The organism is Bacteroides eggerthii, assembly GCF_025146565.1.
GTDB lineage: Bacteria > Bacteroidota > Bacteroidia > Bacteroidales > Bacteroidaceae > Bacteroides > Bacteroides eggerthii.
Map to the genome: position 1 here is coordinate 1611854 of NZ_CP102258.1, position 16834 is coordinate 1628687.

Genomic DNA, 16834 nt, shown 5'->3' on the forward strand with positions numbered 1-16834 from the left:
TAAATATTATGAATTATTTGGAATTGATATGTAATATAGATAATTTTGCAGTCGGGAAATGGTTTCGGGAGGTTTACGCCTTCCGAATGAAAAGGGAACCCGGTGAAAATCCGGGACAGTACCCGCTGCTGTGAGTCCACAAAAACGGACATCGAACTTTTGCCACTGGTGTAATACCGGGAAGGCACGATGACCGGGACGAGTCAGAAGACCTGCCATGACCGGAATGAGATTTACACCTGCGGGATATACGGGTCGTAATCAAATAAGGAATAGCTCATCGGCCATTCAATATTTGAAGACAGACATATTCCCGTTCGTGTAAGTCCGCACGAACGGGAATTTTTTGTGTTTGTTAATAATATGTTTTACATTAAAATGAGTGACCTATGAAAAGAAAATTACGCTTTCTGGCAGGTGCCTGTCTATTTACCGCAACCGCCTTGTTCTCTGGCTGTAGCTCGGACGATGACTTTTTGATGGACCCGGTTGATTCCGGAACTTCGCAAACCCGTGCTGTGACAAATTCGGACGGTACTTTAACTATCACTTTCGATGATTTCGATCCCGGCATGTTAGCAGGACCTACCTCGGCCGGAGAAAATCTTTATTCGTACCAAGGGTATCCTCAAGTAACCACCATTTACGACAATACTCCGGAAGAATATCTCTTCCTTTCAATGTTTAATACTGTAGGTGGAAGCACAGAGTATTCCAGCGGCGGCATCGCACTTTCCAACTGGAACATCCGCTCCAATCAGTCGGGAAATACCGGAGACTGGTGGTATTCTTATCTAAACCAATGTTCTGTCTATAACACTGCGGTGGAAGCGGAAGGACAGAATAAGGAAGCCGGGCACAGCGGTTCCAATTTCGGTGTCGTTTACGGATATGTGGATGCTTACAATCAGGCATGGATGGCTAAACCAGAATTTTATTTCAATGTTCCCCGGAAATTGGTCGGCCTGTGGATCTGCAACACCTCATACACTTATGGTGTCATTACTTATGGTAATCAGTTCGGTTCTACGGGGGTAGCGACTCCTCTGAAAGAGATGAAAGGGTATTTCCAAGTGAATCTGGAATGTTATGATGCGAATGGCGGTCTGATCCGCACTTACAAACGTCTTTTAGCCGATTATCGTAACGGCCAACAACAGGTTGATCCTATCACGACATGGGATTATTGGGAAATCAATGCCGAAGGGGTGCAAAGTGTGAAATTCAACTTCGAGGGTTCGGATTCGGGAGCATACGGTTTGAATACTCCGGCTTATATCTGTATTGATGATATCACCATACAATAAAAAGAATACAAGGATATCCCTTCTGTCGGGGGTATCCCTGTTATTTTTCTAAAATCCACACATCATGCATCGTTTTCACTATTTTATTATTTCTGCCTGTATGCTGTTCACCTCCTGCAACAAGGATGAAGTCATTACCGAAGAAGTAGGAGGACAACCTATAATAGAACTTGACAGCGAGACCGGTATTTACACGGTCAAGGTCGATCACGAATTGACTATCGCCCCGACATACCAGAATGTTGAAGATGCTCTTTTTGCTTGGACGATAGACGGTACGCTGGTTTCTTCGGGTCCGTCTCTTCAACGTACATGGAATGAATGCGGGGATTTTTATGTCAAACTAAGAGTAGACAATGCGGAAGGCTATGCCGAAGAGGAACTGAAAGTAGAAGTGAAAGAACTCACCCCTCCGGTCATCTCACTGGCACTACCTTCGCAGGGGCTAAAAGTCGTCCGGAATACCGATTACACATTTACTCCCGATATTCAGCATTCGGATGTCGAAGGGTTCAAAATCGAATGGGTACGGGAAGGAAAAATCGTTTCCACCGAGAATACTTATACTTTCAATGAAAAAGAACTCGGTGTTTATACGGTGACAATCAACGCTTCCAATATAGATGGGACAACAACGAAAGACGTAAGCGTAGAGGTCGTGGAAACGATGCCCTACGTTGTCAAATTCCCGACCCCGTCTTACCTGCAAACATCCACGGACAGGTACACTTTTGCCGACCGTCCTGTTTTCCTGCGTCCGTTGTTGGAGTATTTCGACAATCCCCGTTTTGAGTGGAGTGTGGACGGTCAGGTCATGGAAGGAGAAGTGGAACGCATGTTCAAGTTCACGCCGTCCGCACCCGGAGAATACACCGTCTCCTGTACTGTGTCGGAAGACACACCGACGGAAAAAATAAGCAGGAATATCGACAAAGGGAAAACGGCTGTCACTGCCACCGTAAAAGTCGTTTGTGTGGACAAAAAGGAACAAGACGGCTTCCGGGCTTCGGGAAGTTCCAAGCTCTGGAATAAAGTCTATGAATATACCCCAGCTCCCGGCCAATTTATCAACGAGACGAGCACGATAGGCGGTATGACCGGCAACGAAACATCCCCTGAAGCGGCTGTCGCATGGGCAACACAGCGTTTGAAAGACAAACTGCACGTCTCTTTAGGTTCTTTCGGGGGTTATATCATCGTCGGCTTCGACCACAGTATTCCCAATTCGGGTAACCAATATGATTTCTGTGTTCAGGGGAACGCCTTTGACGGCAGTTCCGAACCGGGTATCGTATGGGTCATGCAAGATATAAACGGAAACGGATTGCCGGATGACGAGTGGTACGAACTGAAAGGATCTGAAGCAGGCAAGGAAGAAACAATACAGAATTTTGAAGTGACCTATTACCGTCCGGAAGGCAAAAAAATGGATGTCCAATGGATCAGTTCCGACGGTAGAAACGGCTGGGTAGACTATCTGTCCGCTTATCATACACAAGACTATTATTATCCGGCTTGGATTTCGGAAAACAGTTATACCCTGACAGGCACTTGTCTGGCCGCCCGCAACACCCAAGATTCTCAAACCGGTTATTGGGATAATCAGAGTTATGACTGGGGGTACGTGGATAATTTCGGAAACGACCAGATAGAAGGCGGCAGTACGGTGGATGGAAGCGGACAAAGGAACGGTTTCAAAATTTCCAATGCCATCCATGCCGATGGAACGGAAGCCAATCTGCAATATATTGACTTTATCAAAATACAATGCGGTGTTCTGGCCAAAAGCGGCTGGCTGGGCGAAGTTTCTACGGAGGTATTTTCTTTTGAGGATCTAACCAAATAATAAAAATTACAAGTATGAAAATTTATTTTCTTCCCATGCTCCTATCCTTGTTCTTTTTGGGAGCGTGTGACAAAAACGATGAAATTATACCTGAAGATGCAGATGAAAATTTCATCACATCGGTCGTGATGACCGTGGACGGGAAATCGTACACGGCCGACATTACGGACAATACAGTAACAATAACCGTTCCCTATACGGTATCGCTGAACAACGCCGAAGTGGAATTCAAGTACACAACTTCTGCAACAATCATACCTGATCCTGAAACGGTAACGGACTGGGATAACGAACGAACCTTCCGGGTGACATCCTATAACGGAGATGCCCGCGAATATACCTATAAGGTCGTGAAAAGCGAGATAGAATCTGACGGAGATGTGGAGTTGAAGACCACCGAGGAGGTAGCTTCTTTTGCCGCAACCAAAACAACCGTTGTCAAAGGGAACCTGATTATCGGCTCTGATGCGGAAGAGGCAGAAAAAATCACTGACATATCTGCATTGGCATCTTTGAAAGAGGTTACTGGCAACATTGTCATTCGTAACAGTTACAACGGTGCAGACTTGACAGGGTTGGATAATATCGTTTCTGCCGGAGGTTTACAGGTAGGTTCGACCGATGTCGCCTCGAAAGCTACGGAACTTCACATGATTTCCATGAAAGCATTGGAAACGCTCTCCGGAGACATATCGGTATATAACGACCAAGTGACGTATGTCCTATTCGAGAAACTGGCAACTATTGAAGGAAGCGTGATGTTCAATGCGTCGTCGTTACAGAGTTTTGAGTTTCCGGTTCTGACTACTGTAGGTCAGGATCTGAATCTTCAAGGACTCAATGAAGAGAACACAGCAGCCGGTTCGATTGCGTCTTTGGAAATACCGGAACTGACAAGTGTCGGAGGGGTCTTGTCCGTAAACAATCTTGCCAAGCTGACTTCCATGAGCTTCCTTAAGCTGAAAGAGACCGGTGGCCTTGATTTCCATACCGTCCCCGTGATGTTGGAAACCATCAACCTTCCGGAAATCGAAACAGTAAACGGAAGTATTATTATGGAAGCCAATATGGAAGCTCCTCCTACCGGTAGTTTTGTTCCCCAACGAAATGACGTGCTTCAGGCTTTCGGTGGAATGGACAAACTGACAACGATAAAGGGACAGATAAAGATAAAGAATTTCACGGCACTCAAACAACTTCCCGACTGGAGCAAGATCACCACACTTGGAAGCATCACGCTGGATTATCTTGAAGATGTGAGCGGAACACTGCTGTTGCCGAACGCCCGATTTGAAACCTTCGGAGAAACAGCGCCCCAGATTGAAATTATAAACAAGGTGCAGCTCTCCAAAATTGAAACAGCCGAAGATTTGTCAAATGTAAATTTTGTCATCACCAGTCTCACGAATAATAAGTTCCCTGAAATCACGTTCAAGAATATCAAAGACTTCACTTGTAAGCCAACCACCAACAATACCGATTATACCATATCGACAATTCAACATGTATATGGAAATCTAAATGTGACAGGCCAAATGCGAAGCAATGCCAAATTTCCCGACTTGGAAATCATAGATGGATATGGATATATCCAAATACCCATGTTTGCTTCAATCACAATGCCAGTCTTGAAAGAAGTGGGAGGACAGTTCTATTTATCTGGAAATTTTACCAGTTGTAACTTGCCCTTACTATCCAAAGTTTGTTGTTCAGCTTCTCCTGTATATTATAAAGAGGGAGAGGGTTCGTTAGCAATATCTTTACAAAGTAAATCGCTGGATATTCCGGAATTGCTTCACGTAGGAGGTGAAGGGGTGTTCGTTAATAAAGCAACAGGCATTACTTGTGATAAATTACAGACTATAGATGGTACGCTACAGATAAAAAGTGCGACTTCTCTTTCTCAGGAAACACTTTCCATGGAGAAGTTGGAGACCTTGCATGGGGTTGTTTTTGACGGTTTGACGAAATTTACCGACTACACTTTCTTCGGCAAGTTTATAGAAAACGGAATGATTACGGGGGAAAGTTGGAGCGTGACGAAATGTGGGTATAACCCAACCTTCCAAAATATGAAGGACAAACAATATACGCAGCAGGATTAAACCTTATACCTTAACCAGAGTACCCGTAATGATTCGGGTACTCTTTTTTATCCGAATGACAATGAGCAGAACAATACAACGGATTTGCCTTTTTCTTTTCTGCCTGCCAGTTTTCGGCAGTTGCATGAAATGGGATTACGGAGAGATGGAAGATTTCTCTGTATCGGCCTCTGGTCTTTTCATTACCAACGAGGGGAATTTCCAGTACAGCAATGCCACGCTTTCCTACTACGATCCCGCCACGTGCGAAGTGGAGAATGAAGTGTTTTACCGTGCCAACGGGTTCAAGTTGGGCGATGTGGCCCAGTCTATGGTTATCCGGGACGGTATAGGCTGGATCGTGGTGAACAACTCGCATGTGATTTTCGCCATCGACATCAATACTTTCAAGGAAGTGGGCCGTATCACAGGTTTCACCTCACCCCGGTATATCCATTTTCTGTCGGATGAGAAAGCCTATGTGACGCAGATATGGGACTACCGTATCTTCATCATCAACCCCAAGACATACGAGATTACCGGCTATATCGAATGTCCAGACATGGACATGGAATCGGGTTCCACCGAACAAATGGTACAATACGGCAAGTACGTCTATGTGAACTGCTGGTCGTACCAGAACCGCATCCTGAAAATCGACACGGAGACGGACAAGGTCGTGGACGAACTGACCATCGGCATACAACCTACTTCGCTGGTCATGGACAAATACAACAAGATGTGGACCATCACGGATGGCGGTTACGAGGGCAGCCCATACGGTTACGAGGCACCGTCTCTCTATCGTATAGACGCCGAGACTTTCACCGTAGAGAAACAGTTCAAGTTTAAGCTGGGCGACTGGCCTTCGGAAGTCCAGCTCAACGGTACACGGGATACACTTTACTGGATCAACAACGATATTTGGCGAATGCCGGTGGAAGCCGACCGTGTTCCCGTCCGGCCTTTTCTGGAGTTTCGGGACACCAAATACTACGGCCTTACGGTCAATCCCAACAACGGGGAGGTATATGTGGCCGACGCTATTGATTACCAGCAACAAGGTATCGTGTATCGCTATTCGCCGCAAGGCAAGCTGATCGATGAATTTTACGTGGGAATCATTCCGGGAGCTTTCTGCTGGAAATAACGAGGAAGGAGGACAAAAATGAAAAGACATCTTATTCTATTGTTCGTGGGGGTAAGCCTGCCCTTTCTGCTTGCCGCCCAGCAGAAAAATTCCGTCAGCATTACCAAAAGGGTACTACGTATTCCGGAGGTTACGGTGGTGGGCAAACGACCTATGAAGGATATAGGCGTGCAACGAACCCGTTTCGATTCCATCGCCATGAAAGAGAACATCGCCTTGTCTATGGCCGATGTGCTGACATTCAACTCATCCGTTTTTGTCAAGAACTACGGACGCGCCACGTTATCCACCGTGGCTTTCCGGGGTACCTCTCCCTCGCATACCCAAGTGACGTGGAATGGTATGCGCATTAACAACCCGATGCTGGGCATGACGGATTTTTCCACCATCCCTTCTTACTTTATCGATGATGCCTCGCTGCTGCACGGAACGTCATCGGTAAACGAAACGGGCGGCGGCTTGGGTGGTCTGGTCAGGCTCTCCACTTCTCCGGCCAACCATGAAGGGTTCGGGTTGCAGTACGTGCAGGGAGTGGGGTCGTTCAGCACGTTCGACGAGTTTCTCCGCCTGACCTACGGTGACAAACACTGGCAGTCCTCCACCCGTGTGGTGTATTCCTCTTCCCCCAACGACTACAAATACCGAAACCGAGACAAGAAGGAAAACATCTATGACGAGGACAAGAACATCATCGGTTCCTATTACCCGACGGAACGCAACCGCAGCGGGGCTTATAAGGATCTGCACGTCTTGCAGGAAATTTATTATAACACGGGCGAAGGCGACAAGTTCGGGCTAAACGCCTGGTATATCAATTCCAACCGGGAACTGGCGATGCTCAGCACGGATTACGGGAACGACATGGACTTCGAGAACCGCCAAAGGGAGCAGACGTTTCGCGGCGTCCTCTCGTGGGATCGCGTGCGGGAGAAATGGAAGGTCGGTGTAAAAGGCGGCTATATACACACATGGATGGCCTATGATTACAAGCGGGACAAGGGAAACGGCGAAATGGCTTCGATGACCCGCTCACGCAGTAAGATTAACACGTTCTACGGAAGTGCGGACGGGGATTATGCTCCTTCAGAGAAATGGCTGTTCACGGCCGGTGTTTCCGTACACCAGCATTTGGTGGAAAGCGCGGACAAAAATATCATCTCGCAGGAAGGTAACAAGGCTGTTGTCGGGTATGACAAGGGACGTGTCGAGTTTTCCGGTTCCGTTTCTGCGAAATGGCGGCCTGTCGATCATTTTGCCGCCTCGCTTGTCCTTCGCGAGGATATGTTCGGTACGGAATGGGCCCCGGTTATCCCGGCTTTCTTCATCGACGGGGTACTGTCGAAAAAAGGCAATATCGTGGCGAAAGCATCCATCTCCCGGAACTACCGTTTTCCCACGCTGAACGACCTCTATTTTCTGCCGGGCGGTAATCCCGACCTGAAAAGCGAGCACGGCTTCACATACGACGTGGGGTTGTCGTTCTCGGTGGGGAAAGAAAATGTATATGCTTTGAGCGGTGGTATCAACTGGTTCGATTCGCACATCGACGACTGGATCATCTGGCTACCCACAACCAAGGGATTCTTCTCCCCCAGAAACCTCAAAAAGGTACATGCTTACGGGGCAGAGACCAACGCCCACCTTGATATAATGCTCGGAAAGGACTGGAAACTGGATATGAACGGAACTTTCTCGTGGACTCCCTCGATCAACGAGAGCGAACCGATGAGTCCGGCAGACCAATCCGTCGGCAAACAGTTGCCATACGTGCCGGAGTTTTCCGCAACGGTGACCGGACGTCTGTCATGGCGGACATGGAGCCTGCTTTACAAATGGTGTTATTACAGCCAGCGTTATACCATGTCGAGTAATGACTATACCCTGACGGGCTATCTGCCCCCTTACTTCATGAATAACGTGACACTGGAAAAACAGCTCTCTTTCCGATGGGCCGATCTGTCGCTAAAGGGCAGCATCAACAACCTGTTCGATGAAGAATACCTTTCCGTATTGTCCCGTCCCATGCCGGGCATCAATTTCGAGATATTCATCGGCATAACACCCAAGTTCGGAAAAAACAAAAATAGTAAACGATAATCTGCATCAATATGAACGCATTAAAGAATTTAAGCCTGATTTTGTTGCTTTCTCTGGCATTTACAGGCTGCCACAACAAAAGCTCAAAAATCAATGATTTCAACCTGCTGCTTTATGCTCCCGAATATGCCTCCGGCTTCGACATCAAAGGGGCGGGCGGGAAGGAAAGCGTACTGATAACCGTCAGGAATCCCTGGCAGGGAGCGGACAGTGTAACCACATGGCTGTTTATCGTCCGCAACGGTGAAGAGGTTCCCGAAGGGTTTGCAGGACAGGTACTCAAAGGAGACGCCAAACGTATCGTGGCGATGTCTTCCACTCATATCGCCATGCTTGACGCAATCGGTGAAGTCCGGTGTATAACCGGCGTTTCGGGAATCGACTACATTTCCAACCCAGACATCCAAGCCCGCCGCGACAGTATTGGCGATGTCGGCTATGAAGGGAACATCAACTACGAGTTGCTGCTCTCGCTCGATCCCGACCTCGTTCTGCTCTATGGGGTGAACGGCGCAAGCGCAATGGAAAGCAAACTCGAAGAACTCGACATACCGTTCATGTATGTCGGCGATTATCTTGAAGAGTCGCCTCTCGGCAAGGCCGAATGGATGGTAGTGCTTTCAGAAGTCACAGGAAAACGTGAGAAGGGTGAAAAAGCCTTTGCCGCAATCCCGGTCAGATACAACGCCTTGAAAAAGAAAGTGGCCGACAGTACCCTCGGCACTCCTTCGGTTATGCTTAATGTTCCCTATGGCGACTCGTGGTTCATGCCTTCAACCCAAAGTTATGTAGCCCGCTTGATTACTGATGCGGGAGGCCGCTATATCTACCAGAAGAACACGGGAAACGCTTCTATCCCCATTGACTTAGAAGAAGCATATCTGCTCGCGTCGGATGCGGACATGTGGTTGAACGTGGGAATGGCGAACTCCCTTGACGACTTGAAGGCATCATGTCCGAAATTCACCGATACCCGATGTTTCAAAAATGGAGAGGTGTATAACAACAACGCCCGTACCAACACAGCCGGGGGTAACGACTATTACGAGTCTGCCGTCGTGAATCCTGACATCGTGCTCCGCGACCTCGTGAAGATATTCCATCCTGAACTGGTGCAGGAAGAGTGTGTGTATTACAAGCAACTGAAATAGATGCGTTCCCGTTCGACTATATTATTCTCCATATTGATTACGCTCACGGTCGGTCTTTTTTTACTGGACTTGGCCGTGGGAGTTGTCAACATTCCGATCCGCGATGTATGGGCAGCACTGACCGGGGGAAATTGTTCCCGTGCCACGGAAAAAATCGTACTCAACATACGCCTCATAAAAGCTATAGTGGCACTGTTGGCCGGGGCTGCCTTATCGGTCAGCGGTCTTCAGATGCAGACCCTCTTCCGTAATCCTCTTGCCGGTCCCTATGTCCTTGGCATCAGTTCCGGTGCAAGTCTCGGTGTGGCACTTGTGGTACTTGCCGGGATCGGTTCATCAATAGGCATTGCCGGAGCAGCGTGGGTGGGTGCGGCTGTCGTGTTGCTCGTGATAACTGCCGTCGGACAGCGAATAAAAGACATCATGGTAATCCTGATTCTGGGCATGATGTTCTCATCGGGCGTAGGTGCTGTCGTGCAGATATTGCAGTACCTCAGCAAAGAGGAATCGCTGAAAGCCTTTGTCATTTGGACGATGGGGGCTTTGGGTGACGTCACCTCCGGACAACTTCTGATTCTTGTTCCATCGGTGTTTGCCGGACTGCTGTTGGCTGTACTGACCATCAAACCGCTTAACCTCCTGCTGTTCGGAGAGGAATATGCCGTAACAATGGGACTGAATATTCGGCGTTCACGCAGCCTGTTGTTTCTCTCGACAACGCTGCTCGCCGGAACGATAACCGCTTTTTGCGGTCCGATAGGTTTCATAGGTCTCGCTATGCCTCATGTCACAAGAATGCTTTTCCAAAATAGCGATCATCATGTCCTTCTGCCCGGAACAATTCTTTCGGGAGCATCGATATTGCTTCTTTGCGACATCATTTCTAAAATATTCACCTTGCCGATCAACGCCATTACAGCTCTATTGGGAATCCCAATCGTCGTATGGGTGGTTTTACGCAACAAATCCATCACCGCATGATAGAATTACAGCATTTTTCCATAGGTTACAAAGAAAACTCGTTGCTCCACGAGGTAAATGCCACGATAAAAAAAGGTCAACTGACAGCCCTTATCGGAAGAAACGGGACAGGAAAATCGACGTTGCTCCGCGCCATAGCCGGTCTGAACCGGTGTTATTCCGGAAAAATCATTCTCGACGGGCACGACATCGCCTGCATGAAAACCGAAGATATGGCAAAAACGCTGGCTGTCGTCACGACCGAGCGCACGCGCATCGCCAACCTGCGGTGCAAGGATGTCGTAGCCATAGGCCGTGCTCCTTATACCAACTGGATAGGTAGGATGCAAGAAACAGATAAGGAGATAGTCATGCAATCGCTCATTTCGGTGGGAATGGAGGCTTATGCAAACCGCACGATGGATAAAATGTCGGATGGCGAATGCCAGCGTGTGATGATTGCTCGTGCATTGGCACAGGATACTCCTATCATTCTCCTTGATGAACCGACTTCCTTTCTTGACATGCCTAATCGCTACGAACTTGTGGCGTTGCTTCGTAGGCTTGTCCACGACGAGAAAAAATGTATCATGTTCTCGACACATGAACTTGACATCGCGTTGTCCATGTGCGATTCGATAGCATTGTTAGATACCCCGAATTTAAGTTGCTTGACCGCGTCTGAAATGCAGAAAAGCGGATACATTGACAGACTTTTCCAAAATGAAAACATCCGTTTCGACTCCTTATGCGGTACAATGATTTTGAAACAATGAGTATATACACTGTAGAAAATTTTACTTCAGACATCACTGTTGAAGGATACATCGCCGAATTCCGTGACGAACCACATTTTCTTGAACTTTGCAAACAATGTACCAATTACGGTAAAAGTTGGGGGTGTCCTCCATTTGATTTTGATACGGAATCGTTTCTCCGACAATACAAGTATGCACATCTTATGGCAACGAAGATAATCCCTGAAGACAAAGATATTCCGATTGAATATACACAAAAACTCATTTTACCGGAACGGATACGAATCGAGAGCGAATTATTGGATATGGAACGGAAATATGGAGGGCGTTCATTTGCCTATATAGGTAAATGTCTTCACTGCTCAGATAACGAGTGTACGCGTAACTGCGGCACACCATGCCGACACCCGGAAAAAGTGCGTCCGTCACTCGAAGCCTTCGGATTTGACATAGCCAAAACGCTTTCTGAACTTTTTAACATCGAACTTCTTTGGGGAAAGGATGGCAAATTACCTGAATATCTTGTTCTCGTAAGCGGATTTTTTCATAATGAATACGAACTTTGCAACATAGCATACTAATGATTCGGACATGAAATAAACAGACAAACTAACCACATTCGGTTCAATCTGTTTTGTGATTTCAAATGAATTATAGTTAGATATGTAAAAAGCGACGCTGGAGCTTGAAATAAGTAACGGTTTATCGGTGTATTCTCCGTTAAACCGTCCTGTTTTCGTTAAACGAAAACACAACTTGCTGTCCGCAGGAGCGGACCACGTTTATCCAATAATTATTGTGTATCAGAGTGTTGTGTGGCTATTTTCCTGTATTTTGTGTGGCTTTTCCATCAGATATTTGCCGGCTGTTCTCCCCATTAAAAGATAGATATATCTCCATAACCATGTGACTTACGCCCATAATTCGGGGATAAGGAGGCGAATATACGGAAAATCTGCCCTTTACATACCTTATTCTCCATTAACGAATTACTACTTATACACTTCTGCAAATGGAGAATGGCATGTAGCCGTATACGCCTTATTGTTTTTTCTTCATCGTCTCCATTAATAGATTGCTACTTCTACACTTCTGCAAATGGAGAAATGGACATGTAGCCGTATATGCCTTATTGTTTTTCTTCATCGTCTCCATTAACGGATTGATACTTATACACATCTGCAAATGGAGAATGGCATGTAGCCGTATATGCCTGATTGTTTTTCTTCATCGTCTCCATTAATGGATTGCTACTTATACACATCTGCAAATGGAGAATAACATGTAGCCGTATATGCCTGATTGTTTTTTCATCGTCTCCATTAATGGATTGCCACTTCTACACATCTGCAAATGAAGAATGACAGGTAGCCGTATACACCTTATTGTTTTTCTTCATCGTCTCCATTAATAGATTGCTACTTATACACATCTGCAAATGGAGAATGACAGGTAGCCATGTGTGACTTATGTTTTTCTTTATAGTTCTCCATTAGTGAATTGATATTTATACACTTCTGTAAATGGAGATTTTAAGATATCTGTATCTGGAAAGGTGCGTGCTCCCTTCGCTTCCGGCTATCCTTATTTTAATATCCAGCTATATTGCAATTCTGTGATAGCATTATCCGGCTAGCGTATTATACGGCTATATACAAATATGGCTACACTATAATTCATGGTTGTGATGGAGATGGCTCTTCCCATCCGGTAACATGACCATAATACCACGAGAAAAAAAGACGACGCCCACAGAGAAAAAACGGATGGAAGGGACGGTTACAGAATGACAGATTTCAACAAATAGCCGGCTGTTTTTGGAGACAAGCTCGGATCTGAAGTTCCGGTCAATCAGCCGTCAAAGGGCTGTTCAGGTATATTATGCCATCAGGTACAAGAATGTTTGTTATGGTAGTTTTCTCCGATTGTCATTAGGGAAAAAGGATTTCAAGGTATCCTGTTTGTTGGTATTCCGGCTGTTTGGTAATCAGGTAAATAGAAAGTCCGGTACATGTGAATTTAGGAGATCATCCCAGATGGTAATCTGTTAAAGAGTTTTTTGGAACATTTGAAATACCGATAATAAAAACGAAATCAGGTATATGGACGCTGTCATACACCCACAACCTGCCATACCTCTATTCCGATAATTATATATGGTTATCCGTGTATATCGCTATATCCTTATTCCGATAGAAGGGCGTATCGTTATCGTCGTATCTCTATATCTAAACATATGGCTATGTGCGTATCCGGCGGTATCATCGCCTTTCCCATCCGGGTCTGTCACAGGTTGGATAAGTTTTTAATCTGAAGGTAACCAGCCTGATGGTATAGGAACATGAAGAACTCTGTAATCATGGCATTTACCCGGGCAGAGAAGCCACATCTTTTATTACCGAATTCTCGGCGTTGTTTCGTCCATGTGTGAAGAGGAGTTTTTTTCATCGCAACGTTCCTTTCACATACCCAAGGGGGGGAGTGAATCCAGCCCTGCTTCGGCTTTCTTTTTCTTTCCCATATGACAAAAACTAACTATCCATGACTATTCCTGCCAGTGGACTGGTTCTGTTTAGCAGGTATCTTTTTTTCTTTACATTCGTATCAACGAACATTAAAAATTGAGCGTATGGAAATATACTACATTGAAGCCGGTGTCCTTGAGAGGATGCTGACATGCTTCGAGAATCTGTCCACACATGTGACAGATTGTATGAGAGAAAACGTTGTAAGGAACTCGGAGAATGACTGGGCGGTCAGGATGTCTGCCTGCTCCTTAACATCTCACCGTATCTTGCTTTCTTTTGATAGGTAATGAATGATTCAAACCTATGAATTCCGTTTATCCCTATCCTAAAAAAAGTTTTATTCCCTTCTTTCTTCTCCTTAACTTATTCAATATCAAATTCTTTCTTTAATAACTTAAAGAATACATTGTTTCTATTCGATGCAAGTTCATAAATGTCTTCAAAGGAATATAATTCTATCCTAATATCCATTTTATTTCTCGGATTATCATCCTTAGAAAAATTGTCCTCAAAGTAATATGAATTTGCCAGGAATGGGATAGGTTTATATCCGCCACTAAAACTATTGGATGTCAACTCCTTGTCTATATCGGATTTTCTAGCAAGAATGATACCTGTATATTGTACTTGCTCCGTATTCACAGTCCAATTCAATGTTTTATGTGGATGCTTATAAAAATCGTGAGCGTATCTTTTAACCTGTGCTATCATTCCTTCTTTGGTATTTCCTGCATTATGTGCGTTTGTTGTTGATTTTAACTCAAGGATCAGAATTTGTTTTGTTTTTTCTGGGTCATCAGCCCAAATGTAAACATCTGACAAAGGTTGCCCTGACTTGGTGCTTTTAACTTTGAAATCGTTTGAGAATGTTGTGAACTTGTCATCAAGAATCCAAAGATTATGTAAATGATTGATATTTGAAGAATCACTTAAAGTTGTTCCTCTTTTAATAAAGAGTTCATGTACAGAGCTTTCTAATTCTGATTTATCATTTCCGTCTTCATCAAATTTTTGAATTAACATATGCAAACGTTTCAATACACTTTCTCGATGTTTGACATATATATGCAAACTTGAGTTTAAAAGCTTATAACATTCTTCAGAATCACTAAAAAGTTTATCTTCTTCATTTTCGAACTCTCTATCTATTTGATTCCAGAACTTTTTCTCTATCCTACTCTTCTCGTCAATAGCAGATTGTACAATATCTTTCTCATTTACTATCTTTTTATCATCGATAATATTACTATCTTCAATAAATGTCTCAAGCGAGGGGTACTTCTTTTTGAAATTCTTTAAATTACGCTTTGTCTCCTTTTGGTTGTTCTCTATAATAGAGCTAAATTCAATATCCAAGATCTCATTTATTTTCTTATTTATTTTTAATATATCATCAACTGGGATTTCTATTTTTTCGCCTTTTGTGTCGACATGTTCATCGAAATATTCCGATGTTAAATACAATAAATAACCGTCATTATTATCAATTGAATAACTTAATTTTCCATTGGATAAATCTGCTTTCAAGTTCCTTGCAAAACAGGTTACCGGATTCTCTCCATGCATTTGTGTTCCTTTTTTTATCAACCATAGCATAAAAGATTTATTACCCTCTGCGAGATTGATTTCAAAAGGTTTTCTTTCTGTTTCAGATTCAATATTTCCTTTTTTTACAGTAACATCCTCTCCATTGAAAATAATATTTACTACAAGCTGTTCATTGGTTACAATGAATGGAAAAAAAGTTTCTATAAACCATTGTTTAAATGCTTTTGAGTTTGGGTATTTATAAAAAAAAGTTTTTGCTCGTCCTAATGTGTTTTGTTTGTTTAAGTATGCTGTCAGCTTGGTATAGGTATCTTTTATTTCTGGCATCTCTTCTACAAACTCATCAAAATTAAAAAGTCCATCAGATGTATTTGGATATGGAATGGTTCGCTTTTGATATGTACCATCTTTATCCTTATACACCGTTTCATATTCAGATGAGTCGGTAAAGTATACAATAGCCAATCTCCCTTGGCCCAAAGGATGGAAATTAAACTGCTCCTTTTCCAGGTTTTTTTTATCAAGTTCTTCAAAATAGAGACGATTTTTTTCTGTAAAGCCTTCACCATTATCCCTTAATTCGATTTTACATTGATTTTCATCAAAAGTAATATTCAGGTCTAGCTGAGGGATAAAATTCGTTTCTTTATTTTGCCGAATTAAAACGGCATGTATGGAATTGGAAATTATCTCTCTTAATAAAAGAAAGAATTTTTCACGGCTATTCTTATATTCTTTCTCTGCCCTGTATTGAACGTTTGATTTCTGTTCCATGATGATACTACAATTTTTTGAAGGCTATTTATTTCATATAAAATAAACTCAACATATATTCTACTTGACGATAAAAGATCACTTGGCCACTTCAACCGACATCTTACGGAATTCCTTAAGCAAACTCCTTAATTCCAACGTAGCTTTACGTGCTTTCATACCTGCCACATTGTTGCCTTTGGAAACCAGCTGTTCCACATCTTTTTGAAAACGGCAAATTTTCTCTGAATGTCAACAAGAAGTTTGTTTATATCCTTAAAAAGTGTTTATTGACCAGTGATTTTATAATCATAGTTACAAAAATAAGATTTAAATTCCAAATAATTAAATGTTCCAGTCTCTTTTTATTGAAAAGACTACGAAGGACACATAAGGTTCAGGAGCAATTCCTCGTTTGGAACCACTTGTTGAAATCGCAATGATAAAGTTCTTAGCCTATATGGAGCACTCCAGAGGTTTTATACTCATTTTTTTGATACTTATTTTGTACGGTGGGGATTTTTTCTTTACCTCTTTCGCATGACAATAGCCGACTATCCATGACTATTCCTGCCAGTGTGCCGGTCGTGCTTGCCTCTCATGTTTTTTTCCCTTATATTCGCTCCGACATTTAAATGAGTTGAAAATATGG

At 44.0% G+C, this 16834-nt stretch carries 12 protein-coding genes and 1 riboswitch; of the genes, 10 read left to right on the forward strand and 2 right to left on the reverse strand.

Features of this window, described 5'->3' with window-relative positions:
* Positions 1 to 42: 42 nt before the first annotated feature.
* Positions 43 to 234, forward strand: a riboswitch (cobalamin riboswitch).
* Between the two features lie 155 nt (positions 235 to 389).
* The 10 genes from NQ546_RS06355 to NQ546_RS06400 all read left to right on the forward strand — a co-directional run bounded on the left by NQ546_RS06355 (position 390) and on the right by NQ546_RS06400 (position 14168).
* Complete coding sequence (locus NQ546_RS06355) at positions 390 to 1307, forward strand: DUF4465 domain-containing protein (RefSeq protein ID WP_004289228.1); 918 nt, start codon at positions 390 to 392, stop codon at positions 1305 to 1307.
* 64 nt (positions 1308 to 1371) lie between these two features.
* Positions 1372 to 3153 (forward strand): PKD-like domain-containing protein, encoded by a 1782-nt coding sequence (locus tag NQ546_RS06360; protein WP_004293827.1) that lies wholly within the window; start codon positions 1372 to 1374, stop codon positions 3151 to 3153.
* A 14-nt stretch (positions 3154 to 3167) separates the two neighbouring features.
* Positions 3168 to 5258, forward strand: coding sequence for a receptor L domain-containing protein (locus NQ546_RS06365; protein WP_004289230.1), 2091 nt, complete (start codon positions 3168 to 3170; stop codon positions 5256 to 5258).
* Positions 5259 to 5286: 28 nt separating this feature from the next.
* Entirely contained in the window at positions 5287 to 6387 is a 1101-nt protein-coding gene (locus tag NQ546_RS06370) for a YncE family protein (RefSeq protein WP_004293828.1), read from the forward strand.
* A gap of 18 nt (positions 6388 to 6405) precedes the next feature.
* Positions 6406 to 8484: a TonB-dependent receptor plug domain-containing protein gene (locus NQ546_RS06375; RefSeq protein WP_004289232.1), complete on the forward strand. Its 2079-nt coding sequence runs from the start codon at positions 6406 to 6408 to the stop codon at positions 8482 to 8484.
* Between the two features lie 11 nt (positions 8485 to 8495).
* Complete coding sequence (locus NQ546_RS06380) at positions 8496 to 9635, forward strand: ABC transporter substrate-binding protein (protein WP_004289233.1); 1140 nt, start codon at positions 8496 to 8498, stop codon at positions 9633 to 9635.
* A complete protein-coding gene (locus NQ546_RS06385) occupies positions 9636 to 10616 on the forward strand; it encodes a FecCD family ABC transporter permease (protein ID WP_004289234.1) in 981 nt (326 codons plus the stop codon).
* Positions 10613 to 11371 carry an ABC transporter ATP-binding protein gene (locus NQ546_RS06390; protein ID WP_004289235.1) on the forward strand — a complete coding sequence of 253 codons (759 nt, stop codon included), beginning with the start codon at positions 10613 to 10615 and terminating at the stop codon, positions 11369 to 11371. Before NQ546_RS06385 ends, NQ546_RS06390 begins: the two co-directional genes overlap by 4 nt.
* Entirely contained in the window at positions 11368 to 11934 is a 567-nt protein-coding gene (locus NQ546_RS06395) for a DUF2284 domain-containing protein (RefSeq protein ID WP_004289236.1), read from the forward strand. Before NQ546_RS06390 ends, NQ546_RS06395 begins: the two co-directional genes overlap by 4 nt.
* Before the next feature lie 2048 nt (positions 11935 to 13982).
* Entirely contained in the window at positions 13983 to 14168 is a 186-nt protein-coding gene (locus NQ546_RS06400) for a hypothetical protein (protein WP_004289238.1), read from the forward strand.
* A 76-nt stretch (positions 14169 to 14244) separates the two neighbouring features.
* On the opposite strand, the gene NQ546_RS06405 is transcribed toward NQ546_RS06400, so the two are convergent.
* Entirely contained in the window at positions 14245 to 16203 is a 1959-nt protein-coding gene (locus NQ546_RS06405; RefSeq protein WP_004289239.1) for an ATP-binding protein, read from the reverse strand.
* A 78-nt stretch (positions 16204 to 16281) separates the two neighbouring features.
* Positions 16282 to 16422: a histone H1 gene (locus tag NQ546_RS06410; protein WP_192938491.1), complete on the reverse strand. Its 141-nt coding sequence runs from the start codon at positions 16420 to 16422 to the stop codon at positions 16282 to 16284.
* Positions 16423 to 16834: the final 412 nt, after the last annotated feature.